The 24,287-nt window shown below is 58.5% G+C and carries 28 protein-coding genes; 11 read left to right on the top strand and 17 right to left on the bottom strand.

What is annotated here, in order from left to right:
* Positions 1–74: 74 nt before the first annotated feature.
* Together ACQQ2Q_RS10355 and ACQQ2Q_RS10350 are read right to left on the bottom strand one after the other, a co-directional pair.
* A complete protein-coding gene (locus ACQQ2Q_RS10355; RefSeq protein WP_428186990.1) occupies positions 75–674 on the bottom strand; it encodes a GNAT family N-acetyltransferase in 600 nt (199 codons plus the stop codon).
* Positions 675–704: 30 nt separating this feature from the next.
* Positions 705–2,123 carry a PLP-dependent aminotransferase family protein gene (locus ACQQ2Q_RS10350; RefSeq protein ID WP_428186989.1) on the bottom strand — a complete coding sequence of 473 codons (1,419 nt, stop codon included), beginning with the start codon at positions 2,121–2,123 and terminating at the stop codon, positions 705–707.
* Between the two features lie 83 nt (positions 2,124–2,206).
* Between ACQQ2Q_RS10350 and ACQQ2Q_RS10345 the strand changes: the two genes are divergently transcribed.
* The gene (locus ACQQ2Q_RS10345) at positions 2,207–2,485 is read left to right on the top strand and encodes a DUF1127 domain-containing protein (protein ID WP_428186988.1); all 279 of its coding nucleotides are present in this window, start codon (positions 2,207–2,209) and stop codon (positions 2,483–2,485) included.
* Between the two features lie 119 nt (positions 2,486–2,604).
* On the opposite strand, the gene ACQQ2Q_RS10340 is transcribed toward ACQQ2Q_RS10345, so the two are convergent.
* From ACQQ2Q_RS10340 to purC, 5 genes are all read right to left on the bottom strand, one after another.
* Positions 2,605–2,985 (bottom strand): hypothetical protein, encoded by a 381-nt coding sequence (locus tag ACQQ2Q_RS10340; protein WP_428186987.1) that lies wholly within the window; start codon positions 2,983–2,985, stop codon positions 2,605–2,607.
* Between the two features lie 11 nt (positions 2,986–2,996).
* Positions 2,997–3,674 (bottom strand): phosphoribosylformylglycinamidine synthase subunit PurQ, encoded by a 678-nt coding sequence (gene purQ / locus ACQQ2Q_RS10335; RefSeq protein WP_428186986.1) that lies wholly within the window; start codon positions 3,672–3,674, stop codon positions 2,997–2,999.
* Positions 3,675–3,920: 246 nt separating this feature from the next.
* Complete coding sequence (locus ACQQ2Q_RS10330; RefSeq protein ID WP_428186985.1) at positions 3,921–4,127, bottom strand: hypothetical protein; 207 nt, start codon at positions 4,125–4,127, stop codon at positions 3,921–3,923.
* A gap of 19 nt (positions 4,128–4,146) precedes the next feature.
* Complete coding sequence (gene purS, locus ACQQ2Q_RS10325; protein WP_428186984.1) at positions 4,147–4,389, bottom strand: phosphoribosylformylglycinamidine synthase subunit PurS; 243 nt, start codon at positions 4,387–4,389, stop codon at positions 4,147–4,149.
* Positions 4,390–4,405: 16 nt separating this feature from the next.
* Entirely contained in the window at positions 4,406–5,170 is a 765-nt protein-coding gene (gene purC / locus ACQQ2Q_RS10320; RefSeq protein ID WP_428186983.1) for a phosphoribosylaminoimidazolesuccinocarboxamide synthase, read from the bottom strand.
* 258 nt (positions 5,171–5,428) lie between these two features.
* On the opposite strand from purC, the gene ACQQ2Q_RS10315 reads away from it, so the two are divergent.
* A complete protein-coding gene (locus ACQQ2Q_RS10315) occupies positions 5,429–5,749 on the top strand; it encodes a DUF1476 domain-containing protein (protein ID WP_428186982.1) in 321 nt (106 codons plus the stop codon).
* A gap of 26 nt (positions 5,750–5,775) precedes the next feature.
* On the opposite strand, the gene ACQQ2Q_RS10310 is transcribed toward ACQQ2Q_RS10315, so the two are convergent.
* Positions 5,776–8,340 (bottom strand): sensor domain-containing protein, encoded by a 2,565-nt coding sequence (locus ACQQ2Q_RS10310; protein WP_428186981.1) that lies wholly within the window; start codon positions 8,338–8,340, stop codon positions 5,776–5,778.
* Between the two features lie 84 nt (positions 8,341–8,424).
* Entirely contained in the window at positions 8,425–8,973 is a 549-nt protein-coding gene (locus ACQQ2Q_RS10305; RefSeq protein WP_428186980.1) for an RBBP9/YdeN family alpha/beta hydrolase, read from the bottom strand.
* Positions 8,974–9,331: 358 nt separating this feature from the next.
* Between ACQQ2Q_RS10305 and ACQQ2Q_RS10300 the strand changes: the two genes are divergently transcribed.
* On the top strand, positions 9,332–10,213 hold the full coding sequence (locus ACQQ2Q_RS10300; protein WP_428186979.1) for a DUF2189 domain-containing protein: 882 nt from the start codon (positions 9,332–9,334) through the stop codon (positions 10,211–10,213).
* Between the two features lie 100 nt (positions 10,214–10,313).
* Here ACQQ2Q_RS10300 and purB read toward each other — a convergent pair whose 3' ends face one another.
* The 4 genes from purB to rpe all read right to left on the bottom strand — a co-directional run bounded on the left by purB (position 10,314) and on the right by rpe (position 13,630).
* Complete coding sequence (purB, locus tag ACQQ2Q_RS10295; protein ID WP_428186978.1) at positions 10,314–11,615, bottom strand: adenylosuccinate lyase; 1,302 nt, start codon at positions 11,613–11,615, stop codon at positions 10,314–10,316.
* Positions 11,616–11,701: 86 nt separating this feature from the next.
* On the bottom strand, positions 11,702–12,223 hold the full coding sequence (locus tag ACQQ2Q_RS10290) for a hypothetical protein (RefSeq protein ID WP_428186977.1): 522 nt from the start codon (positions 12,221–12,223) through the stop codon (positions 11,702–11,704).
* Between the two features lies 1 nt (position 12,224).
* Positions 12,225–12,956, bottom strand: a complete 732-nt coding sequence (locus ACQQ2Q_RS10285) for a DUF2259 domain-containing protein (protein ID WP_428186976.1) — start codon at positions 12,954–12,956, stop codon at positions 12,225–12,227.
* Entirely contained in the window at positions 12,953–13,630 is a 678-nt protein-coding gene (rpe, locus tag ACQQ2Q_RS10280; protein WP_428186975.1) for a ribulose-phosphate 3-epimerase, read from the bottom strand. Before rpe ends, ACQQ2Q_RS10285 begins: the two co-directional genes overlap by 4 nt.
* A 198-nt stretch (positions 13,631–13,828) precedes the next feature.
* Here rpe and ACQQ2Q_RS10275 point away from each other — a divergent pair, with 198 nt between their 5' ends.
* Complete coding sequence (locus ACQQ2Q_RS10275) at positions 13,829–14,593, top strand: SDR family NAD(P)-dependent oxidoreductase (RefSeq protein WP_428186974.1); 765 nt, start codon at positions 13,829–13,831, stop codon at positions 14,591–14,593.
* Positions 14,594–14,683: 90 nt separating this feature from the next.
* Here ACQQ2Q_RS10275 and ACQQ2Q_RS10270 read toward each other — a convergent pair whose 3' ends face one another.
* Entirely contained in the window at positions 14,684–15,322 is a 639-nt protein-coding gene (locus tag ACQQ2Q_RS10270) for a LysE family translocator (RefSeq protein ID WP_428186973.1), read from the bottom strand.
* Positions 15,323–15,350: 28 nt separating this feature from the next.
* Complete coding sequence (locus ACQQ2Q_RS10265) at positions 15,351–16,433, bottom strand: ABC transporter substrate-binding protein (RefSeq protein WP_428186972.1); 1,083 nt, start codon at positions 16,431–16,433, stop codon at positions 15,351–15,353.
* Positions 16,434–16,667: 234 nt separating this feature from the next.
* On the opposite strand from ACQQ2Q_RS10265, the gene ACQQ2Q_RS10260 reads away from it, so the two are divergent.
* The 7 genes from ACQQ2Q_RS10260 to ACQQ2Q_RS10230 are packed head-to-tail and all read left to right on the top strand — an operon-like array spanning position 16,668 to position 22,377.
* Positions 16,668–17,117 (top strand): flavin reductase, encoded by a 450-nt coding sequence (locus ACQQ2Q_RS10260; protein WP_428187487.1) that lies wholly within the window; start codon positions 16,668–16,670, stop codon positions 17,115–17,117.
* A 28-nt stretch (positions 17,118–17,145) separates the two neighbouring features.
* Positions 17,146–18,075, top strand: coding sequence for an AAA family ATPase (locus ACQQ2Q_RS10255; RefSeq protein ID WP_428186971.1), 930 nt, complete (start codon positions 17,146–17,148; stop codon positions 18,073–18,075).
* Between the two features lie 4 nt (positions 18,076–18,079).
* A complete protein-coding gene (locus ACQQ2Q_RS10250) occupies positions 18,080–19,327 on the top strand; it encodes a vWA domain-containing protein (protein WP_428187486.1) in 1,248 nt (415 codons plus the stop codon).
* 10 nt (positions 19,328–19,337) lie between these two features.
* On the top strand, positions 19,338–19,664 hold the full coding sequence (locus ACQQ2Q_RS10245; RefSeq protein WP_428186970.1) for an XdhC family protein: 327 nt from the start codon (positions 19,338–19,340) through the stop codon (positions 19,662–19,664).
* Positions 19,664–20,368: an XdhC family protein gene (locus ACQQ2Q_RS10240; RefSeq protein ID WP_428186969.1), complete on the top strand. Its 705-nt coding sequence runs from the start codon at positions 19,664–19,666 to the stop codon at positions 20,366–20,368. Before ACQQ2Q_RS10245 ends, ACQQ2Q_RS10240 begins: the two co-directional genes overlap by 1 nt.
* A complete protein-coding gene (locus tag ACQQ2Q_RS10235) occupies positions 20,365–21,993 on the top strand; it encodes an NTP transferase domain-containing protein (RefSeq protein ID WP_428186968.1) in 1,629 nt (542 codons plus the stop codon). Before ACQQ2Q_RS10240 ends, ACQQ2Q_RS10235 begins: the two co-directional genes overlap by 4 nt.
* A 3-nt stretch (positions 21,994–21,996) precedes the next feature.
* Positions 21,997–22,377, top strand: coding sequence for a TfoX/Sxy family protein (locus ACQQ2Q_RS10230; RefSeq protein WP_428186967.1), 381 nt, complete (start codon positions 21,997–21,999; stop codon positions 22,375–22,377).
* Here the strand turns inward: ACQQ2Q_RS10230 and ACQQ2Q_RS10225 are convergent.
* Positions 22,336–22,743: an NUDIX domain-containing protein gene (locus ACQQ2Q_RS10225; protein WP_428186966.1), complete on the bottom strand. Its 408-nt coding sequence runs from the start codon at positions 22,741–22,743 to the stop codon at positions 22,336–22,338. The genes ACQQ2Q_RS10230 and ACQQ2Q_RS10225 overlap by 42 nt on opposite strands.
* Positions 22,743–24,224 carry a DEAD/DEAH box helicase gene (locus ACQQ2Q_RS10220; RefSeq protein WP_428186965.1) on the bottom strand — a complete coding sequence of 494 codons (1,482 nt, stop codon included), beginning with the start codon at positions 24,222–24,224 and terminating at the stop codon, positions 22,743–22,745. The genes ACQQ2Q_RS10225 and ACQQ2Q_RS10220 overlap by 1 nt, the downstream gene beginning before the upstream one ends.
* Positions 24,225–24,287: the final 63 nt, after the last annotated feature.

Raw genomic sequence — 24,287 nt, 5'->3', positions numbered from 1 at the left:
ACATGTTTGATCCGAGGCCGATGATAGTCTGCGAGGCGGGCTTTGACCATGGCGACAAAAAGCGTAACCTTGGGCTATGATCTGGGCTTTTCCAACTGCCAATTCAGATTTGCTTTTACGGCTGGCCATTCGGACGCGATGATGGAATAGGCTGCGGTGTCGCGGACGGTTCCATTGGCCATGATCGAATGGGAGCGGAGTACACCGTCCAGTTTGGCGCCAAGGCGCTCGATTGCCCGGCGGCTCTGGACGTTCAGGGCATGCGTTCTGAGCTCCACGCAGATGCAGTCGAGCTTTTCAAAAGCGTGCTCCAGCAGCAGCAATTTGCATTCGGTATTGAGCGGCGTCTTCTGCACGGACTGTCTGTACCATGTGGATCCGATTTCAACTTTTCGGCTCACGGCGTCGATATTCATATAGGTCGTCATGCCGACAGCCCGACCGCTTGCCTGATCAATTACTGCAAACGGCAGCATGGAGCCAGCCTTGCGCAGCCCCAGGCGCCGGTCGATCTCCGTGCCCATGTCTTCTGGCTTGGGGATCACCGTGTACCAGAGGCGATGCAGTTCTCCGTCGGCGACCGCCGCGACCAGATCGTCACGGTGATCCATGGAGAGGGGAACAACGGATACATATTTGCCTTCAACCGAAAAGAGATCTGGCCAGACTGTCATTTGAAACTCCGGGATGTTTTACCAAGCTCACTACGCGACACTGTCGTATCCCGCTGATGCATTATCCAGCAGGCCGCGGATGACCTTGAGGCCGTTGGTGACTTCGTTGAGTGACTCCGGTGAGGAGAAGCCTATGCGGACGCGGTGACTGGTCTTCTCGGAGCGGCCGGCCTTGAACTCATCCTCGTCGTCGATCAGCACGCCTTCGTTGAGGGCGGCATTCTTGAATGTCGCAGAGAGCCAGGGCTCCGGCAGCTTCAACCACAGGAAGGGGATATCGGTGTTCGACCTGAAGTCATGGCCCGCCAGAATCTTGCGTGCTTCGGCCTCGCGTGCATTGATTTCGCGGCGGCAGGCCTGCCAGATTTCATCCGCTGCGCCGGACATCACGAGCCGGGCGCAAATCTCGGCCAAAAGGAAGGGCAGACCGCCCGTCATCATCTTATGGGCCACACGGACACGCTGGGCAAAATGCGGCGGGCAGGCGACCCAGCCGCCGCGCACGCCCGCTGCCACGGCCTTCGACAAGCCATCGACGACGAAGGTGCGGTCGGGGGCAAGTTCAGCGATGAGCGGAATTTCCTTCTTGTCCATCGCGCCATAGAGATTGTCTTCAATCAGCCACACGCTGTGTTTGTGGGCAATGTCTGCGATGGCTTTGCGTCGATCGAAGGGAAGCGTCGCCAGGGTCGGGTTTTGTGCCGACGACATGATAAAGGCGACCTTCGGATGCTGCTGCACGCAAACGCGCTCGAAATCTTCAGGAATGATCCCGTCCCCATCGGATTCCACCAATGCTGTGCGGCGTCCAACGAGGCCTACGGCGCGGCTGACCTGCGAATAGGTCATGTGTTCAAAGATGATGCGATCACCGGGATTGGTTATGGCGGTAAGGATTGCCATGATGCCGGCATGGGCTCCCAATGTGGGGACGATGACCTCCGGCGAGGGTCTCCAGTTGCCGTAGCTGAGCCAGCGAGCGCCTGCCTCATACCAATGATCGGGGAAGCTGCGGGTGTAGCTTGCAATTTCTGACGAGCATTCAGTTCCGATCTCTGCCATCAGCCGGGCCAGTTGTGCACTTTGGCCAATATCGGGTGCGGCCGTACTGTCGAACCTGATCTTGCCCGGTGGGGCCGTGAAGGGCCTGCTGCCGGATAGGCCGATCGTGACCGGATCATTGGCCGCCTGTGCGGTGATGTCCTTGCGCGACAGGACATAGGTGCCCCGTCCCACTTCGCCGCTGACCAGGCCGCGCTCGTGGAGAAGAGCATAGGCGCGAGAAATTGTACCGATTGTCACCCCTATGTCGAATGCGAGATTTCTCTGCGGAGGCAGTTTTGCCCCGTCGACCAGATGTCCAACCATAATGGCCTCCTCCATCTGGTCCGCAAGGCGAACATAGAGAGGGCCATTTCCTTTTTTGATGTCTGGGAGCCAAGTTGTCATAGTGACAATTATCTACATTGAACCCTTGAAGGTGTCAATATATCTAAATTGCACCGATTAAACCATGCGGATGTAGGTGCAATATGCGCAAGTACGATGAATATCTCGTGACAATAGATACAATTTATCCCGATGGTTACCAGCGAGAGAGCCTGTTTCGGTCCACGGGTGACATGTTGGCGCCCGCGCCGATGCCCGTCACGCGTCGTGGAGCGGCGGGGTTGTGGCAGATGTTGGTCAATTGGAGTGCGCGACGTCGCAGCCGTCTGGCGCTGCGCGAGCTTGACGACACAATGTTGCGCGACATCGGTATCAGCCGGCAGCAGGTGCGCGAGGAAGTGCGCAGGTCTCTGTTTCTATGAGTGGAGAGGCGACGGTTTATCGCTGTTGATAGCTCAGCCGACATGATCAGCTCGAGGCTGCATCACTGCAGTCTTATAGACGGTCCGAACGTTCCCAACCACGTTCGGGCCGTCTTTTATCAGCAGCCCTTATCGCCACCGGCCCAGCGCGTGACATCTGTTCCGATACGCGACGCGATGGGCTCGTTCATTATGGGGCCGAACGCGCTCAGTTTTGCCGGTCGACCTTCCGCGAGCACGACCAGGACCGGGCGAATGTCGCTGTGGCCCTTGCGTACCAGCAGAATGCGTGGCTTGCCGGAGAATGAGTTGAGTTCAGGCGCCATTTCATAAGCGGTGAAGGCGGAATCACCAGATTTGAACCAGCAGCGGTTTGCACCCACCGCAACCCGTTCCATCACATCAAGCGCCGATTGGGTCGGCTTGTTGTCCGATTTTGACTGGCAGGCCGAAAGGCCTGCGAGACCGATGAAAAGTGCCGCAGTGAGGGCAGGGCGCATTTTGTTCTTTCTCAGGCAGACGCTGCGACGACGTCGAGCGCAGATGCAAAGATGCCGCGTCCGTCGCTGCCCCCATGGGCGGCTTCAATGAGGTTTTCCGGATGGGGCATCATGCCGAGCACGTTGCCCTTCTCGTTCATGACACCTGCGATGTCGTCCACAGAACCGTTGGGGTTTGTGCCGTCGGCATATTTAAATACGACCTGTCCCTTATCATACATAGCCGAAAGCGTTTCGGCATCGGCAAAATAGTTGCCGTCGTGATGGGCAACAGGGGTGCGGATGATCTGGCCCTTTTCGTAAGCGCGCGAGAAGTCGGTGTCGGGGTTTACGACCTCAAGCTTGACTTCGCGGCAGACGAATTTGAGCGAGGCATTGCGCATCAGCGCGCCGGGCAGCATGCCAGCTTCAACCAGAATCTGGAAGCCGTTGCAGACCCCGAGCACTTTGACGCCCTGCTCGGCCTTTGACTTGATCGCCTGCATCACCGGCATGCGGGCAGCGATTGCGCCACAGCGCAGATAGTCACCATAGGAGAAGCCGCCCGGGATGACGATCAGGTCGACATCGGGGATTTCCGTCTCCGTCTGCCAGACGGTAACCGGCGCATGGCCGGAAATCTTGGTGAGGGCTGCGATCATGTCGCGGTCGCGGTTGAGGCCTGGGAGCTGAACGACTGCAGATTTCATGGGCTTGGTTCAAACCTTGATTGTGCTTCCTGAAGCTCGCGGAGCTCCAGACGGTTTTCGATCCTCTCAAGCCGCTCATCCAATTGCGGATGCAGGGCGTAGAGGTTGTTTATGTCGCTTTGATGCGCATGCGATGTCAGGCGCATGGCATTTAACTCATTTCGCAGGTCGCGGGCAGTTGTCTCTGGTCGGTCCGCTCGCTGGTGGATACGGCGCAAAGGCTCCTGGACCAATTCGGGAGACATGTCAGCCAATCAGTGCACCCTCAGCTTCAACACGGTTCTTGAAGATCTTTCTCTTCAGCTCTTCCGTTTTGACCTGACCATCCGTGAGTTCCTTGTTCATGTCTTTCATGGAACTCACCAGATCGTTCAATGCAGCTTCCGCTTGAGCTGCTCTCGCATCCAGCTTGAGCAGATCTTCGTAGAGCATTTCACTGGTCACTTCGGCCATGGCCGCGCCCCTTCAACCCTCAGTCGATGGCGATAGTATAGTTCTCGATGACGGTGTTTGCGAGCAGCTTTTCACACATGGCTTTGAGGTCCTGCTCGGCCTTTGCCTTGTCGGCTGTATCGAGTTCGAGGTCAAAGACCTTGCCCTGACGGACATGGCTGACGCCGTCGAAACCCAAGGTCGACAATGCACCTTCGATCGCCTTGCCCTGGGGATCGAGAACGCCGTTTTTCAATGTGACGGTGACGCGGGCCTTGATCACTGGATAGCTCCCTTGATTACTTCACGAGAACCGGACCGGTGCCCCGGAGCGGTTCATTTTCATTGATGATGCCGAGACGGCGTGCAACTTCCTGATAGGCTTCGAGCAGGCCACCGAGATCCTCGCGGAAACGGTCCTTGTCGAGCTTTTCCCGGGTTTCGATATCCCACAGGCGGCAGCTGTCCGGCGAGATCTCGTCGGCGAGGATGATCCGCATCATTTCGCCTTCAAAAAGGCGACCGCATTCTATCTTGAAGTCGATGAGCTGGATGCCGATGCCGAGAAACAGCCCGGAGAGGAAGTCGTTGACGCGGATGGCCAGCGCCATGATATCGTCGAGTTCGGCGGGATTTGCCCAACCGAAGGCCGTGATATGCTCTTCGGAGACCATCGGGTCTTCGAGCGCATCCGACTTGTAGTAGAATTCGATGATCGAGCGGGGCAAAACGACGCCCTCGTCAATTCCGAGCCGCTTGGCGAGCGATCCGGCAGCGACGTTGCGCACCACGATCTCAAGCGGAATGATCTCCACTTCCTTGATCAGCTGCTCGCGCATGTTGAGCCGGCGGATGAAGTGGGTGGGAATGCCGATCTTGTTCAGGTGGGTGAAGAGGTACTCGGAAATGCGATTGTTGAGTACGCCCTTGCCGTCGATGACATCGTGCTTCTTCTTGTTGAAAGCGGTCGCATCGTCCTTGAAAAACTGGACCAGTGTGCCCGGCTCTGGACCTTCATAGAGGATCTTGGCCTTGCCCTCGTAAATACGGCGGCGACGGTTCATGGATGATGTTCTCTGCTGTTGGCGTTCTCAGCGAAACGCAGTGGAGTTATGATTTAAAGCGGTCCCATAAAGGATAACGGCGATTTCCACAATGCGACTGTTGTTCCTTCCTCTGTTTTGCTGGTGATGGCCATGGAGGGGTGACAGGAGCTTTCGAAGCGTGAGAGAATCGACAAAGGGACGCATTGCTCTTTGTACAGGGTTTTGATTAATGGGGAAACGAAGCGCGCCCGGCGGCGTGCAAATTGGGAGATGCAGATGAGCGGTATCAATGATCGTCAAAAAGCGTTTGAAAACAAGTTCGCGCATGATCAGGATCTGAAGTTCCGGGCAGAAGCACGGCGCAACAAGTTGCTTGGCCTTTGGGTTGCCTCGCAACTCGGCAAGGATGGCGAAGCTGCGGACGCCTACGCCAAGGAGGTGGTTGCATCCGATTTCGAGGAAGCCGGCGATGAAGATGTTTTTCGCAAGGTCCGCGGCGATCTGACGGCTGGCGGTGTCACGATCAGCGATGAGGCCATCCGGACCAAAATGGTCGATCTGCTCGGTGAAGCGATCGAGCAAGTACAAACCAAGTGAATTTCTGCGCGGGGGCGGGAGCTCGTCTACTCGCCCTTGCGCCCTTTGGCATGGTTCTGCACCCGCCAGGATTCGTTTTCAAGAAACTTTGCCGTCTCCTCAAAGGGGATGGGTTTCGACAAGCCGTAACCCTGCAGAACATCGCAGCCAAGCTCACTCAGCACGCGCACATGATCGGCTGTCTCCACGCCCTCTGCGATGACACGGATGTCCAGAGAGTGGCCGAGTTCGATGATGGAGCGCACCATCTGCCTCTGTTCCTTTGAATCCGGGACTTTGCTGATCAGCTCTCGATCAATCTTGAAGGTGTGCGGGCTGAGGCGAAGAAGACTGACGATTGAGGCGTGACCCGTTCCAAAGTCATCCACCTCGATATCGATCCCGAGCTTGCGCAGATGCGCCAGATTGGTACTGACCTGCTCGTTAAAGTCATCGAGGAATGTCGATTCCAGCAGTTCGAACGAGACTGTGCCCGGCTTGATGTCGAGTGTTGACAGCTTCTTCTTCAGCGCAGGGTCGTGAAGGCGGCGCGAGGATACATTGACCGAGAGTTTGGGCACGACAAGCCCCTGTGCGCGCCAGCGCTTGAAGTCGATCAGTGCCTTTTCAAGGATCAGGCCATCAATGGTGGCAACGACGTCCAGATCGTCGGCGACCGTCAGGAAGCTGTCTGGCATCAGCAGCCCCTTTTCCGGGTGCCTCCAGCGGGCCAGCGTTTCAACGCCTGTTACGTCCAGTGTGCGGGCACAGAACTGGAACTGGTAGAAGGGCACGAACTCATCCATCTCCAGTCCGCGCAGAATGTCATCCGACAGTTTCTTGACGCTGATCATCTGGCTGTGGGTGTCGGGCGAGAAGAACTCGCAGCGATTACGGCCACTGTTCTTTGCGTGGTAGAGGGCAATGTCGGCGTTGAGCAGCAGCTGGCGGGCATCGAGCCCAGGGCCTCTGGCGACGGCGACGCCGATGCTGCTGCCGAAACGGCATTCGTGACCATCGACGGCGACCGGTTTGCGCATTTCGCTGATGATGCGATCGGCAAGCCGTGCCAGCTTGCGTTGCGAGCCGTCGGAGCGAACGAGCACCACAAATTCGTCGCCGCCAATGCGGGCTGCGAAATCGTCGTCTCTGATATTGTCGGTGAGGATACGGGATGCATGCCTGAGCATGGTGTCCCCGGCGTCGTGGCCAAGCGTATCGTTGATCTGCTTGAAGCGGTCCAGATCGATATGCAGCACGGCAAGTGATTGACCGGATTGTTCGCAGTCAGCGCCGAACGCGGTCAACGTCTCGTCCAGATAGCGTCGGTTGGGCAGGCCGGTCAGATAATCGTGCATCGCAATGTGTTCGATATGCGCCTTGGCTTTTTCGAGTTCACCGTTGCGGGCTTCAGCCAGCGTTTTGGAGCGTTCCAGCTCGCTTCTGAGCGCCCTGTCTGCTGTGACGTCCCAATTGGCGCCCACCATCCTGCGGTGACCGTCGGCGCTTATATAGGGCAGGGTGCGCGAGCGGATGTAGCGCTGGGAGCCATTGGGCAAGACCACGCGGTATTCATCCGAAAACGGCTGCAAATTCTTGACGTTCATATCGACATTTTCAAGCACACGGTCACGATCATCCGGGTGCACGAGCTGTTCCCAGATGCCGCCAATATTGACTTCGCTATTCTCGTCGATGCCGAAGACCTTGCGCATGCTTTGGTCCCAGTCGCTCCGGCCTGTATCGAAGTCCGCTTCGAAAACGCCGATATTTGAGACTTCCAGTGCCAGCTTGAGGCGACGCGATAGTTCCTTCAGCATTTCTTCGGAGCGCTTGCGTTCAGTAATGTCGGTGTCGATGCCGATGATACGCAGGGGCGTGCCCATGCTGTCCCAGGCGACACATGCGCCGCGGCATTCTATCCAGACCCAGTGTCCGTCTCTGTGACGCTCCCGATATTCGAAGCAGGCAAACAGGGGGTCGCCCGCGTTCTGCCGCTCCAGGGCGTGCATGGTCCGGTCCCGATCGTCGGGATGGATGAGTGCCAGCCAATCTTGGTCCGTTTCCGGGATCGGATCGTTCTTCGCGAGCCCGCGCATCTTGCGCCATTCGGAGGAGTAGAACATTTCTCCGGTCGCGAAATTATGGTCCCAAACACCTGTTGCGGAACTGGTGAGTGCCTGCCGCCAACGCGCTTCCTTAAGCGATAGCTCCGATTCCTTGGCCTTTAGGGCCGAAATGTTGGCGAACTGGACCACCAGAGCCTGCCTTGGATTGTCAATCGCCAGCGGAGCGAGGCTCGCCAATACCCAGATTGCTGTTCCGTCAGCGGCGAGGAGCCGCACTTGTGTAGGGCGTCGCTCCTCGGTCGACAGTTGGCCGGCAACCAGAAAGGCGCTGAAAGGTGCGCAGTCGTCATCGTAGACAAAGTCTGCGCAAGACCCCGACTGGGCATGCGTCTTAAGCAGTGTCTGGAATGCCTTGTTGATAAGGCTGAAGTCGCCGTTTCGATCCACAATTGCTGTGGCTTCCGGCAAGGCGTCGAACAGCCCGGATGGCAGATCCGTCAGATTGGCCTGTTTGAAAAGCCGTTTGGTGGCGCTACGCTGCAACTTGCCCCCTCATACTCGGCACGGCGGGAACGTTGCAGGAAAGTTATGGATATTGCATTAAGATCGGCTTAATCGCCGACCTTGTCAGAGCCGGCCCAGAAACTGCGCGAATACCATCGTGCCTTCTGGCCAGGGTCCGTGACCCGATTCTGCATTGATATGGCCGGCCTCGCCTGCGTCTATCAGCAGCGAGCCCCAGGCATTGGCGACGTCGTCGGCGTGATCATACGAGCCGAATGGATCGTTGCGACTGGCGATGGTGAGCGTCGGAAACGGCAACGGCGCTCTTGGATAGGGGCCGAAGGTCATCAGGTGCTTCGGACGGATTTTCGGATTATCCACCTCAGGCGGCGCAACGAAGAAGGCGCCGGCAACCTTCTTCTCGAATTTCGGGATGGCATGGATCGCCGTCGGGATGCCAAGCGAGTGGGCAACCAAAACGACGGGCTTTTCGCTTGCATTGACCTCTGCGGCCACGCGTTCGACCCAGTCTTCCAGCACGGGCTTCGACCATTCGGCCTGCTCGACCCTGCGCGCCGAGGAGAGTTTCTGCTCCCAGCGGCTTTGCCAATGGTCGGGGCCCGAATTGGTGTATCCGGGAATGATGAGAATTTCTGCTTCTGACGCCTTCATGGCCCTTATCTGCTGTCACGGGCTTCATTCGTCAAGCATGGAGGCGAAAGGAATTTTCCGTCACGCGATCCGCAACGGATCTTGATGGTCGTTGAAGCCCGATTGGATATCGGCTTCCTTCATATTTTCGCGAGTGTGGCGACATCACGTGCAGGCTGTGATAAGCTTCAACGCATGGCTGAATATGCGTCGTTGTTGTGCTGCTCTTGAGACGCTTGCGGCCTACTCCATGGTCTTGCTGCCGATTGGCGGTAGGGAGGCAAAACCATTGAGCAGGCAATGCCGGAGCTACCGGCGGTCCTATTTGACTAGAGGACCGTTCGGTCATCGCCGGCCTAACCGGGAGTGGAGCAGCAGCATGGCCAGTATACAAGGAATGGCGGCAGCGCACGGGGCGCTTGAGCAGCCAATAATACGCCAGATTACAACGCAAGACATCAGCGATGCCTTGCATGCCGGGCTGGAGGACTTCAAGGCGAAGCCCTCTCATTATGTATTCATGGGTTTGATTTATCCGGTCGCGGGGATCGTCCTGATCGCCTGGAGCATCGGCGTGGCACTCTTGCCGATGATTTATCCTCTGATGAGCGGTTTTGCTCTGGTCGGCCCCATTCTGGCGCTGGGTCTTTATGAGATCAGCCGCCGGCGAGAGATGGGGGAGGATACAAGCTGGCACCATGCCTTTGAAGTACGACACTCGCCAGCGCTGCCGTCGATCATTGCCATGAGTGCCTTTCTGGTCGGGCTGTTCGTCGCCTGGCTGGTCGCCGCCCAGTGGCTCTATTTCCTGTCCTTCGGTGATCTTGCTCCGGCGTCGTTCTTGCGTTTTGCCGCCGATGTGATGGAGGCTCCGGGGGGATGGGCGCTGATCATCTGGGGCAATCTCATCGGTTTCGTCTTTGCACTCGTAGCCCTTGCCACCAGTATCGTTGCCTTTCCGCTGATGTTGGATCGCAAGGTCAGCGTGGCGGTCGCCATCGAGACGTCGCTTCGTGTGACCATCGCCAATCCGGTGCCGGTGTTGCTCTGGGGGCTGGTGGTGGCGATTGCGCTGCTGGTTGGCATGGCGACACTTCTGGTCGGCCTGGCTGTGATCGTACCGATCCTCGGCCATGCGACGTGGCATCTTTATCGCAAGCTGATCGAACCGCTGCCGGTGCCGGCCCAACTGCGGACGCTGAAGCCCAGAAGCAGCCGTATAGCAAAGACCGCCTCGGGGAAGGGGCAGTCAGCCGCCTGATGACAGTCTTTTCGCTTTAACCAATGCGATTGAAAAAGGGTGACGGCCTGATTGGCCGCCACCCTCAACATCTCAATCGTTATGGCGTCTTTCGGCCGGATCAACCAAAAACGCGTTTGAAGATCGTGTCGACATGCTTGGTATGATAGCCAAGGTCGAACTTTTCGCGGATTTCCTCTTCCGACAGCGCCTTGCGCACTTCTTCGTCGGCCAGGAGCTCTTCCAGGAAGTCCTTGCCCTGTTCCCAGACCTTCATGGCGTTGCGCTGTACCAGACGGTAGGAGTCTTCGCGTGATACGCCGGCCTGGGTGAGTGCCAGGAGAACGCGCTGGCTCATCACCAGTCCCTTGAACTTGTTCATGTTTTTCAACATGTTGTCCGGATAGATCACCAGCTTCTCGATGACGCCTGACAGGCGGTTGAGGGCGAAATCGAGTGTGATTGTGGTGTCGGGCCCGATGGCGCGCTCAACCGAGGAGTGCGAGATATCGCGCTCGTGCCACAGTGCCACGTTTTCCATGGACGGGATGACCGACATGCGCACGAGGCGGGCAAGGCCGGTGAGATTTTCCGTCAGAACCGGGTTGCGCTTGTGCGGCATGGCCGACGAGCCCTTCTGGCCCGGCGAGAAGAATTCTTCCGCTTCCAGCACTTCGGTGCGCTGCATGTGGCGGATTTCGATGGCGACATTCTCGACCGAAGACGCAATCACGCCGAGGGTGGCGAAGAACATGGCGTGGCGGTCCCGCGGGATGACCTGGGTGGAAACAGGCTCCGGTACGAGGCCGAGCTTTGCGCAGACATGTTCTTCGACCTGCGGGTCGATATTGGCGAATGTGCCGACGGCGCCGGAGATCGCACCGGTTGCCACTTCAGCGCGGGCGGTGACCAGCCGGTCGCGGTTGCGCTTCATTTCAGCATAGAAGCGGGCGAGTGTGAGACCCATCGTGGTCGGCTCGGCATGGATGCCGTGGCTGCGACCGATGCGGACCGTATCCTTGTGTTCGAAGGCACGCTTTTTCAGCGCTTCCAGAAGACGATCCATGTCCGCGAGCAGAATGTCGGCGGCGCGCACAAGCTGGATATTGAAGGTGGTGTCGAGTACATCCGACGAGGTCATGCCCTGATGGATGAAGCGTGAATCCGGGCCAACGAATTCAGCGAGATGGGTGAGGAAAGCGATGACGTCGTGCTTGGTGACGGCCTCGATTTCATCGATGCGGGCAACGTCGAATTCGGCATTTCCGCCCTTTTCCCAGATGGTCTCGGCGGCTGATTTCGGGATGACACCGAGTTCGGCCAGCGCGTCGCAGGCATGGGCCTCGATCTCGAACCAGATGCGGAACTTGGTTTCAGGCGACCAGATGGCGACCATTTCGGGCCGGGAATAGCGAGGGATCATCGGCGTTGCGTCCTGTCTTTGGCAATTCGTGCTGGGAAATTCTGCCGCCGCTTTAGCAAAGTGCCGTGATAATCACAACAATCCGCTCAGGCTCTTTGACGGGCAAGATAGAGGCTGGCGGCCAGGAGAAGGGCAGGCGCCCACGGAAAGACCAGCCTGACACCGATGACGCAGAATTCATAAGCGGCACCGGCAGAGGTGTAGACGAATTGATACATCCAGATGAATGAGCCCGCTGGGGCATGCCAGCGGGAATAAAACAGACGGTACTGCATGGCGAACAGAAAAGCGGTCATCGCGACTGTTCCCAAGCCTAAAAACAGGAAGCCGGCGGCAAAACGGGTTTCGACCCGGCGCCTGTAACTGGCAAAGCGGATCAGCGGCAGGGCGATCAGCCAGGCAAGGGCGCCACCACAGAAATAGATGCTGACGAGAGCCGTCAGATGAAATTCGCCCAGACGCTCCAGAATGGCGAGCGTGACTAGCAGCGCCCCGGTCAAGGCAGCGCCCCAGACAAGAGCGCCGACGATCCAGATAAGAGCCGGAGGGCGCGATGCTGAGAGGCGAGTTCTGACGGAGGGCGCGCCGGTCTTGCCCGATTCTGGCATATCAGGGGTGAACCGGCACAGCAATCCAGCGACCGTCGTGTCCCTCGAAGCCGTGGCTCAAAACGTTGATCAGGACGACATGAACGGTGGCGCCATCCATTGCCGTATAAGTCACGACACCGCCAATACGATAGCCCGTTGGGCAATTTCGGCTCTTCGGCACGGTGGTGTCTTCGTGGACGATCGTGTTGGTGTCCTTGCCGTCTTTTTGCTTGAGGATCAGGCGAAAGCCCTTCACTTCATCCAGTATGCCCTCGCACTGATCTGCCGGGAGGTGCGAGCTTTCCTCGAGCGAAAAGGCGTATGGATTTCCAAAGGCAGGATCGGCCGGATAGGGCAGATACCGGATAAAATAAGCGTCGGTATCCAGTTCGCTGACCGGATTGAAGGCGACCAGCTTTCCGGGATGATCCTCGATGTCGTAATCTTTGAGGATTTCGCTTGCCTGCGCCATGGCTTTTGCGCGCGCCTGGCCAAGCCCGACTGTTTCGTCGTCGATCCTCACCCGTATGGGAGAGCCCGTTAGAAACGTGTCCTTGTCCGTATCGATAACGAAGATATCGGAATAGGGAAAGCCGGACCCGTCCTGGACGCCATATTGCTCGAAGGCGAAGACCGAGCCGTCTTCGGAGAAGCCGAGCGGCTGGACGCTGGCAATATCGCCGGAGTGGGCCGGTCCGCAAAGGGCAAGCGAGATGCCCGCTGCTGCCAGTGCCGTGCTGAAACGTATCAAGCTCGTCCGTCCTCTGCTGCCTTTTTCAGAGTGTCGACCGTTTTGCGGTAGTCGTCAACGCCGTCGCCCTTGAAGATGGCAGAGCCGGCCACCAGAGCATTGGCGCCGGCCGCCGTTACCAATGGCGCAGTCTCTGGGGTAATGCCGCCATCGACTTCCAGATCGATCGGCCGGTTGGCAATCATCAGGTTGGTTTTGGCAATCTTCTCGACCATGGCCGGGATGAACTTCTGACCGCCGAAGCCGGGGTTGACGCTCATGATCAGGATCAGGTCGAGATCGTCCAGCACATGTTCGATGTGCGAAAGTGGCGTTGCGGGATTGAGCGAAACGCCGGCCTTCTTGCCAAGGGCGCGGATGGTCTGCAGCGAGCGGTGGAGATGAGGGCCAGCCTCGGCATGGACCGTGATGATATCGCAGCCGGCATCCGCAAAAGCTTCAAGATAGGGATCTGCCGGCGCAATCATCAGGTGGCAATCGAAGACTGCCTGGGTGTGCGGACGCAGCGATTTGATAACCGCCGGACCGAAGGAAATATTGGGCACGAAATGACCGTCCATGACATCAAGATGGATCCAGTCCGCGCCGGCCTCGGTCACATCGGCCACTTCCTGGCCGAGCTTGGCAAAGTTGGAGGCAAGGATCGACGGGGCGATCTTGAGCGGACGGGACATGGCAGCTTCTCCGGTTAAACGCCTGGCGCGCCCTATTTGACGCGCAATATGGGCTTCGCAATAGCACCGGCAAAACCTGCTCACAACCTGTCGGGCGGGCTAATCTCAACGATGTTTCAGGCTAGTATCCGTCGCGCAATCGAGATTCGCGGGGACGTCAGGCAGCTTACATGCCACGATCTCGCTCAGGAGGACTGTATGGGACAATTTGCAATCATCACCGGCGGCACCAGCGGTATTGGCCGGCATTTGGTCGATGCCTTCGTCAAGGACGGCTACAAGGTTGCGCTGTCGCATTACGGTTCTGCGGAGGAGGGCGCTGCCGTCGTGGCGGATGTCGAGGCCGGTGGCGGACAGGCATTTGCCGCAAAGGCCGATGTGGGGCAGGGGGGCGATGTCGAGGCTTTCTTTGACGCCGCATGCGCATGGGCCGGATCTGCACCCGATGTGCTCGTCAACAATGCCGGCATTCAGACATGGTCCTCGCTTCTCGATCTGACCGAAGAGCAATGGAGCGGGGTGCTCCGGACCAATCTCACCGGCGCCTTTCTCAACACCAAGGAGGCCGCACGGCGCATGATTGCGGATGGCAAGGGTGGGGCGATCATCAATATCGGCTCCGGCTGCAACAAGCTCGCCTTTCCAAAACTGGTCGATTACACCGCATCAAAGGGAGGTGTCGAGCAGTTCACCAAGGTCGCCGCCGTGGAGCTTGGTCCGCACGGCATCCGTGTCAATTGCGTGGCACCGGGCGCCATCATCACCGAGCGCACGCTGGTGGAGGCCCCGGATTACGAGGAGACCTGGGCCAAGGTTACGCCTCTTAGGCGTGCAGGCCATCCGCAAGATATCGCAGGGCCGGTCTTGTTTCTGGTGAGCGAGGCTGCCGGTTTCGTCACCGGGCAGACATTGACGGTGGATGGCGGCGTGTTCTCGCAGGCGACCTGGCCTTACGGGCTGTGACGGTCAAGCTCGGTCTGTCCTGATATTTCCAGACAACAAGGTCGGATTGTCAGGTTTTCGGTTTGCAATACTGTCATGCGTGATTCTCGGCTATCCAACAGCCTTAAAGGTCGCGAGCTTCACTCCAAAACCGATAAAAACCGCACCCGTGACACCTTTCAACCAGCGTTGAAAACGTTCGCCGCGCGTCGCTTGCGTGACCTTTGAAAAGAGCAGGATGAGGGCGGAGAACCAGATCACGTTGATCGTCGAGTGAATGACGACCAGCAGGAATGCGGTCGCGGCGGGGTGACCGTTGACGGGGACGAATTGCGGGAAGACGGCGAGATAGAAGAGTGAGACCTTCGGGTTGAGCCCATTGGTCAACAGGCCTTCGACATAGGCCCATGCCAGCGTCCGCCGACGGCGGGCGGGCGCAATGGTTGGCGCTTGCGGTTTTTCTCTCATCGCGGCGCGCAGCGATTTGATGCCCACCCAGCAAAGATAGGCGGCACCCAGATATTTGACGATCATGAAGGCTGTGGCGGACTTCGTCAGTATGATCGATATGCCGAGGATCGACAGGGTGCCGTGAATATAAAAGGCGGTGAAGAAGCCTGCGACATTGGCAAAGCCGGCAGCCTTGCCGGAGGTTGGCACGGTGCGCGCGATCAAGACGCCATTGGGCCCGGGCGAGGTCACCAGAAGGGTGGTCGCCAGGATGAATGCAAGAAGTTCCGACCAGTTCATTCCATGCCCCTTTGGCTGCGTCGTCCGATCACTGCGTATCTGCGGGCGGCCTGACAAAGCGTCCGTCCTGCCAGACCTGCAAGACATAGGGGTTGTCGGCGAGTTCGTGTTCGGATGTGAAACCGATGGGACCGATGGCCGTGGCGAAACGGTTGGAAAGAAGCTCGGCGGCGACCGTGCTTTTGTCCTGTTTGGCTTTTTCAGCCGCTGCCGCGGCAATCTGCACGGCGGCATAGGCCGGCAGGACATAGCCTTCAGGTTCGATCCCTTTTTCGCGCATGCTGGTGGCGATCTCGTTTGCATCTGCCTTTGCGCCATAGTCCGGCAGTGCAACGGCATAAACACCGTCTTGCAGCGCAACGGGGGCGTCGGCTGCACGCATGGCGTCACCGCTGACGATGGTCAGTTTGATCTTTTCGGCGGAGGCATCACGGGCAATGATGGAGACATCGCTGCGGTCGCCGCCGATAAACACATGGGTGACACCTGTGGATTGCAGCCGGCGCACGAGGCCGATCTGCTGTTCCTGACCGGGTCGGAAGGTGTCGGTGAAGACCGGCTTCATGCCGCGTTCTTCCAGTTTGGACCGCACGGCTTCGGAGAGATCGCGCCCGCTGATGGTGCCGTCGTCGATCAGGGCAAGCGCCACGCCCGGCCAACGGGTGAGGATGACGTCGGCGAGTTTGTCGCTTTCCGCCCTTGTGGCCGGTGCCATGCGAAAGAGCGGCCAGTCGCGTTTCAGCGCATCTTCCATGATGCCCTGCCAGCGCACCGAAAGTGTGATTGCCGGAATGCCGGCGCTCTGCAAGGGCGGCATTGCGCCGTCGAGCGATTCCGAGCAGAGGAAACCGATGGCAGCATCGACCTTCAATTCGACCAGGCGGCGGGCGACGGCTTCGCCGCTACCGTCTTCACAGCTTTCCGGGACCATCTTGAGGGTGACGTCGTTGGAAATACCGGCAAATGCCGCGCCGCCGCGGATCTGCCGACCGAGCAATTCGAAAGATCCGTTCTGCGGTGAGACAACACCTATCACCTGTGCATCGGCTGCTGTGGATGCGAGAAACGCTGTTGCGGCAAGGAGTAGGGAAACGGTTGGTCTTGCTGTCATCAATGAATATCCCGGTCAATATGACAATCATCGTAGCGCATAAGGGGTGGCGGCGGAAAGCAGTTTGGATATCTGCTCCGGCGCTCTTACCTTAAAACTCCAGGCACTTTATGGAAAAGGTAATCCCTGCACGCCATATTGAGTTCGAAATGGTTGAAACGGGTCCTTGAAGCCCGGGAGAGTTTTTTGTTGAATAAACAGACGCAGGCAGATTCCAGCCTCTATCGCGACGCCATGGCGCGCTATGCGGGCCATGTGCAAATCGTTACCACCGAATATGAGGGTGTGAAACGGGGCGTGACCATTACGGCTGCCTGCTCGGTTTCCGACAATCCGCCCATGGTGCTGGTCTGCCTCAACAACAGCAATGACAAGAATGCCGTGTTTTTTGAAAGCGGCTATTTCGCGCTCAATTCGCTGACGCCGGCGCATGAGGCATTGGCAGGCGCGTTTGCCGGGTTCGGCAAGCTTTCCGCGGAAGAACGTTTTGCGCTTGGTCAATGGCAGACGCTTGCCACAGGTGCGCCTGTGCTTACCGATGCCTCTGCCGTGTTCGACTGCCGCGTGGTCGACAGCAAGATCACCGGCACCCATACAGTGCTGTTTGGTGAAGTTGCAGCGCTTCATTTCGGCGCTGATGACAATGCGCTCATCTATCTGGACCGGGGTTTCCGCAGCCTGTAAGCTTGCCCTGAAATAACGGGGAGCAGACATGGCCGAGCGTGAGGACACAAGGGTTCCCGCATCAATCGACGAGATGATGCGGCTTTTATCGGACCATGACTATCTTGCAGGCAAGGCGCTGGCGACGGTGCTGTTTCTGTCGCTTCGTATGGGACGTCCGCTGTTTCTCGAAGGCGAGGCCGGTGTCGGCAAGACCGAAGTCGCCAAGGTGCTGGCCAAGGCGCTCGACCGCCCGCTGATCCGCCTTCAGTGCTATGAGGGGCTGGATATTGCCTCTGCCGTTTATGAATGGAACTATCCAGCCCAGATGCTGGAAATTCGTATGGCTGAGGCTGCCGGCATATCTAACCGTGACCGGTTGGAGCAGGATATCTTTTCCGAGCGTTATCTGATCCGTCGTCCGGTCTTGCAGGCGCTCGAAAGCGCAGGCGGGAAGGCGCCCGTGTTCCTGATCGACGAGCTCGACCGTACGGATGAGGCCTTCGAGGCATTTCTGCTGGAAGTGCTATCCGATTTTCAGGTGACGATCCCGGAACTTGGCACGGTGAAGGCGGAGCATCCGCCCATTGTGATCGTGACATCCAACCGCACCCGCGAGGTGCATGACGCGTTGAAGCGACGATGCCTTTATCACTGGGTGGATTATCCTCAGGCGCGCGAAGAACTGGAAATCATTCGGCGCAAGGTGCCGGGATGCCATGCAGACCTGTCCGGCGAGATCGTGGCCTATGTGCAAAAGCTGCGCACGCTGGATCTGTTCAAGAACCCGGGCGTTGCCGAGACGATCGATTGGGCGACGGCCCTGACCGAACTCGACCGTCTTGCGCTCGATCCCGAAACGATTTCCGACACACTGGGAACACTGCTGAAATATCAGGAGGATATCGCCCGCATCCAGGGCGGCGAGGGGGCAAAGCTGCTGTCGGATGTAAAGGCCGATCTTCAGGCGGCGAGCTGAGATGATGGAGCGGGCAGGCGAACGCGATGGTCTCGTCCTTCCACCGGTCCAACCCGGTGCCGGACGGTTTGCCGACAATATCGTCTATTTCGCCCGGGTGCTGCGCAAGGCCGGCTTAAAGCCCGGTCCGGGCGCCGTTGCTGATGCCATCGAGGCCGTCAAGGCAATCGGCATGGGTAATCGGGTAGAGTTCCATGCAGCACTGTCTTGTGTCTTCGTCAAGCGTCACGAGGATCAGATGGTGTTTGATGAGGCGTTTCGCATTTTCTGGCGCTCGCGCGATCTGGTCGGCAAGATGATCGCCATGATGTCGCCGGTCGCCCCTGATGCTGCTGAAAAGGAAAAGGCGAAACCCGGCTCGGCCCGTGTCAACGATGCGTTGTTTGCCGATCGGCAACGACCGCCGCGCGAGGCCGAAGATCCTGACGTCGAGATCGATGCCCGTTTCACAGTCTCCGGCAATGAATTGCTGCGGTCGATGGACTTTGCCCAGATGTCGGCGGCAGAGCTTGCGGCTGCGCGGCGCGAGATGGAACGGCTGGTGATGCCGGCCGACCGGGTGGAAATTCGCAGATACAGACCTGCAGGCAGGCCCGGTCGCATTGATCCGCGGGCGACCATGCGAAGTTCCATGCGCCATGGGGGCGATCTGATCCTGCCACGCTTTCGCAAGCGTCGAGAGGTTCATCCGCCGCTGGTGGTTCTGGCCGATATCTCAGGCTCCATGAGCCAGTATACACGGGTCTTCCTGCACTTTCTTCACGTGCTGACCGAGAAGCGCGGCCGGGTCCATACATTTCTGTTCGGAACGAGATTGTCCAATGTGAGCCGGCAAATGAAGCATCGCGATCCGGATGCCGCGATTGCCGGCTGCAATGCCGTGGTGCAGGACTGGTCCGGTGGAACGCGTATCGGCGAGACATTGAAGGAGTTCAACCGCATCTGGGCGCGGCGCGTTCTGGGGCAGGGTGCGGTGGTACTCTTGATCACGGACGGACTGGAGCGCGACGGTGTGGAGCTGTTGTCGACGGAGATCGACAGGCTGCATCGATCTTGCCGGCGGCTGATCTGGCTCAACCCGCTTTTGCGTTTCAACGGGTTCGAAGCAAAGGCATCGGGCATTCGCGCAATGCTGCCGCATATTGACGAATTGCGTTCCGTGCACAATCTAAACTCTTTGGCGGATCTCGCAGCCGCCCTTTCCGGTTTAAGGTCGCGAGAAGCCGATCCCCGCCGTTTCGTCAACGCATGAGGTAATTTCCATGACTGAGGCTGCAGCAATGGACCCGCTGACGATAGCGGAAGACTGGAAGAATCTGGGTCGGCAGGTGGCGGTGGCGACGGTCATCGAGACCTGGGGTTCGGCACCGCGTCCCATCGGCAGTCATCTGGTGATTGATCAGGACGGGCACTTTGAGGGCTCCGTCTCCGGTGGATGCGTGGAGGGTGAAGTCATCAGCGAAGCCATGGATGTTTTGCAATCGGGTTCGGCAAAGATGCTGGAATTCGGTGTCGCAGACGAGACCGCCTGGCGTGTCGGCCTGTCCTGCGGCGGGCGGATCCGTGTTTATGTCGAGAGGCTAGCCTGATGGAGCTTCAACATCTAAAGGCGCTCAATGCAGCAAGGCGTGAGCGCAAGGCCTGTGTGATGGTGACGGATATAGCCAATGGTTCAAGCCGGTTGATCCTCGAAGGCGCAGATGTGGGCGGTGCGTTGGGTGACGAGGTCGCTTCCCGCTTTCGCTCGGCAAAGTCGGGCATGGTCGAGATCGACGGCAGCTCGCTGTTTCTCAATGTCCATCTACCGTCGCCCCGTATCGTGGTGATTGGCGCTGTCCATATCAGTCAGGCACTTTGTCCGATGGCGCAGATTGCCGGATTTGATGTCAGTGTCATCGACCCGCGTACGGCCTTTGCCACTGCAGAGCGTTTCGTTGGCGTCGATCTGTTGGCGGACTGGCCGGAGGATATCCTCAAATCGCGTCCTCTGGATGCCTATACCGCGCTGGTCGCAGTCACCCATGATCCGAAGATCGATGATTTCCCGCTCGCTTCGGCACTGAAGGCAGGTTGCTTCTACGTCGGCGCTCTGGGAAGCAGGAAAACCCATGGCAAGCGTGTGGAGCGGCTTCTGGCGGAGGGTGTCAATGATGCCGATATTGCTCGCATCTCGGCACCGATTGGGATCGATATAGGTGCATCGAGCCCGGCTGAAATAGCCGTTGCGGTTCTGGCTGACATCATCCAATCGCTCAGGCGCAGAGAGCCCTCGGCATTGAAGGTGGTTGCATGATTTTTGGCGAGATCGCCACAAATGCCGCGGAAGGAGCGATCCTGGCGCACAGCGTGACGCTGAAGGACGGCAAGCTCAAAAAGGGTCACCGTCTGGAGTACCGTGATATCGAACGGCTGCTGTCCGAAAGGGTGGCGTCCGTCATCGTCAGCCGGTTGGAAGATGGTGACCTGAGCGAAGATCTGGCAGCAGATATACTGGCCTCGGCACTGGTGCGTCCGGGTGTTCGCGCGGCACCGCCGGCAACGGGGCGTGTCAATTTTCACGCAACCGAAAATGGATTGTTCGTGGCAAACAAGGCGCTGATCGACCGGTTCAACGCCGTCGATCCGGCCATCACGCTAGCCTGCCTTGCCGATCATTCCAATGTTCGGCAGGGCGATATGATCGCCACCATCAAGATCATACCGCTTGCCGTGCCGGCGACCGCGGTCGAAGCGGCACTGGCTGTGCTGACCGAAGGCTCCGTCATCCAGGTGAAGCTCTTCATCCAGCATCATGTGTCTCTGATTGCGACCGAACTGCCTTCGCTAAAATCCTCCGTCATGGACAAGACGACCCGTCTTCTCGAACAGCGTCTCGCCGGTTTCGGTAGCCGGCTTACCGATGAGATCCGCGTTGCGCATCGAGCCCAAGCGGTGGCTGATGCAATCGGAGACGCATTGGCAGATCGATCCAGACACAAGCGTATGGTGGTGGTTTTCGGCGCGTCCGCCGTTTCAGACGATGGCGATGTTATTCCACAGGCTATCAGGCTTGCGGGTGGCAAGGTTGAGCGCGTGGGCCTGCCCATTGATCCCGGCAATCTGCTGGTTCTGGGCTTTGTTGGAGATGTGCCTGTCGTTGGCGCGCCGGGCTGTGCCCGATCGCCAAAGGAAAACGGGTTTGACTGGGTTCTGGCAAGACTGTTGGCCGGTGAACACCCGACGTCTGCTGAACTGGCGACACTTGGTGTCGGAGGATTGCTCATGGAAATTGCCAGTCGTCCGCAGCCACGGGAAGTGGCGACCGATGCCCGCAGCGCAATCAGTATCACAGCAGTCTTGCTGGCTGCCGGCAAATCCAGCCGCATGGGCGGGCCGCACAAGCTGCTGGCCGAGTTCGATGACATGCCTCTGGTTCGCCGTGTCGCACAGGCTGCCCTTTCAAGCGGCCTGGAGAGCGTTGTGGTGGTCACCGGTCATCGCGCTGACGAGATCGATGCAGCGCTCGAAGGATTGCCGCTGACGCTTGTCCATAATCTCGACTACGAAAGTGGGATGGCCGGATCGTTGCGCGCCGGGTTCACGCTGCCCGAATCGGCCGATGCAGATGGCGTGCTTGTTCTCCTTGGCGATATGCCGGGTGTGGATGCCGAGGCTATCCGTGCTTTGGTCTTTGCGTTTCGAAACTCTGGCGGTCGGGCAATTGTGCGCGCGGTTGCCGGCGGAAAACGTGGCAATCCAGTAATCCTTCCGAAATCGACTTTTGGAGCAGTTACAAAGCTGGAGGGGGATATTGGAGCGCGTGCTATCATCGAATCGTCGGGTCTGGAGATCATTGACGTCGAGATTGGTCTGAATGCACGTCTCGACGTCGATACTCAGGATGCCGTGATCGCGGCTGGCGGTGTGCTCAAGGGGTGATCCATGGACAATGCCGATATTGAAGAGATGTTTTCCAGCCTGGGGCAAATCACCATCAAGCGCATGTTTGGAGGCAAGGGCATGTATCGAGATGGCGTGATCATTGCCGTCGACCTCTTCGACGAGGTCATGCTGAAAGCGGACGAGCAAACTGCGCCGGAATTCGAACGGGCCGGAGCCCGGCAGTGGGTCTATCAGCGAGAGGGCAAGTCGCCGGTTGCGATGCCCTACTGGAGCATACCCGAAGATGCGTATGACGATCCCGACCTGATGGAAAAATGGGTGCGTCTTGCCTATGAGGCCGGCATGCGTGCTGGACCGACAAAGCCGAAAAAGAAGCGTTCAGACAAGATGGGGAACGATCGCGCGGGTAAAGGCCGATAAGGGCTCGGGCAGATTGTCGAGTTCGAACCAGCCAAAGTCAGACAGCTTGTCCGGCTCCGTCAGTGACGGTTCGCCGGAGAAGTCCTCGGTCTTGTAAAGCAGAGATATCCAGTGCTGATGGTCGGCGTCGATAATCTGTTCGCTCGTCTTCACGAATTCGATTTCGCCGATCGAGAGGCCTGTCTCTTCTTCGGCCTCGCGCTTGGCAGCCTGCACAGAAGGCTCAAGATGATCGACCTTGCCACCCACGATGTTCCAGTGGCCGGCTTCCGGCGCATTCATCCGCTTATAGAGAAGGAGCTTGCCGTCGCGCAGGATGGCAAGCCCGACACCGACGCCTGGAAAATGGACGCCGGGCACAGTCATCAGATCTTTGCGTTGGACGCAATCAGCATGAAGGCCGGGATATCGTCACCGAAGCCTACAGGCGTCGGGCCGTCATCGCGATCGCGCTCACGGCGGCGGCGATCACGATGATCGTCATTGGCCGGGTTCTGGCGGTTGCCATTGCCACGTGCCACCGGTGGTGCGCTTTTCTTCTGTCTGGTCTGTTCTGCAATCACGCTTGGTGCCTCTTCTGGAACAACGTCCTGTTCGACGGGCGCAGTATGCGCGCTGCGCGTTTCGGTTTTGTGACCCTTGCCCTTGCTGCGACGGTCACCACGGCCACGCTTTTCGCGGCCCTCGTCCGAGCCTTCGGTGGCAGAGGGAAGCGACGCGACATCACCGTTCAGCCATTCGATCTTCTGGTCGATGAGCTTTTCGATGGAGTCGAGATATTTGGCATCGCTCTTGGTCACGAGTGTGAAGGCAGCGCCCGCACGACCGGCACGACCGGTACGACCGATGCGGTGGACATAGTCTTCCGCATGGATCGGAACATCAAAGTTGAAGACATGGCTCACATCGGGGATGTCGAGGCCGCGCGCGGCAACGTCGGAGGCAACCAGCAGAGTGATGGCATTTTCCTTGAACCCTGCCAGCATCTTGGTGCGTGACGTCTGGTCCATATCACCATGCAGTGCGCCGACGGAGAAGCCATGACGCTCAAGCGAGCGGAACAGGTCTGCCACATCCTTTTTGCGGTTGCAGAAGATGATGGCGTTCTTCAGTTCCGACTGTTCGCGGATAAGATCGCGAAGAACTGCGCGCTTGTCGTAGTCCTTGCTCTGCGACGCCACGAGGCGCTGGGTAATGGTCTTGGAGGTCGAAGATGGCGGAGCCACCTCGATCCGCTCCGGGTTTTGCAGGAACCGGTCGGCCAGCTTCTGGATCTCAGGCGGCATGGTGGCCGAGAAGAACAGGGTCTGGCGGGTGAACGGTATCATCTTGGCGATACGTTCGATATCGGGAATGAAGCCCATGTCGAGCATGCGATCGGCTTCATCGATGACAAGAATTTCAACGCCGGTCATCAAAAGTTTGCCGCGCTCGCAATGGTCAAGCAGGCGGCCTGGTGTGCAGATCAGCACATCGGCGCCGCGCTCAAGCTTGCGGTTCTGTTCTTCAAACGAAACGCCACCGATGAGGAGGGCGACATTGAGCTTGTGATTCTTGCCGTATTTCTCGAAGTTCTCGGCGACCTGGGCCGCGAGTTCGCGTGTCGGCTCCAGGATCAGCGTGCGCGGCATACGGGCGCGGGCCCGACCCTTTTCCAGAAGCGTCAGCATGGGCAGCACGAAGGAGGCGGTCTTGCCGGTTCCTGTCTGCGCAATGCCGCAGATATCGCGACGCTGTAGGGCGTGAGGGATTGCACCGGCCTGGATCGGTGTGGGGATCGTGTAGCCGGCGTCTTCGACGGCGGACATGACTTTTTGGCTCAGGCCAAGATCAGCAAATGTGGTCAAAGGGAAATCTGTTTCCGTTTCGGTTCGTGCTAACGCTGACAGAAAAATCGGTTGCGCGGTGTC

It is taken from the genome of Agrobacterium sp. ES01 (assembly GCF_050320885.1).
GTDB lineage: Bacteria > Pseudomonadota > Alphaproteobacteria > Rhizobiales > Rhizobiaceae > Allorhizobium.
This window is presented reverse-complemented; position numbering and strand designations above follow the sequence as displayed.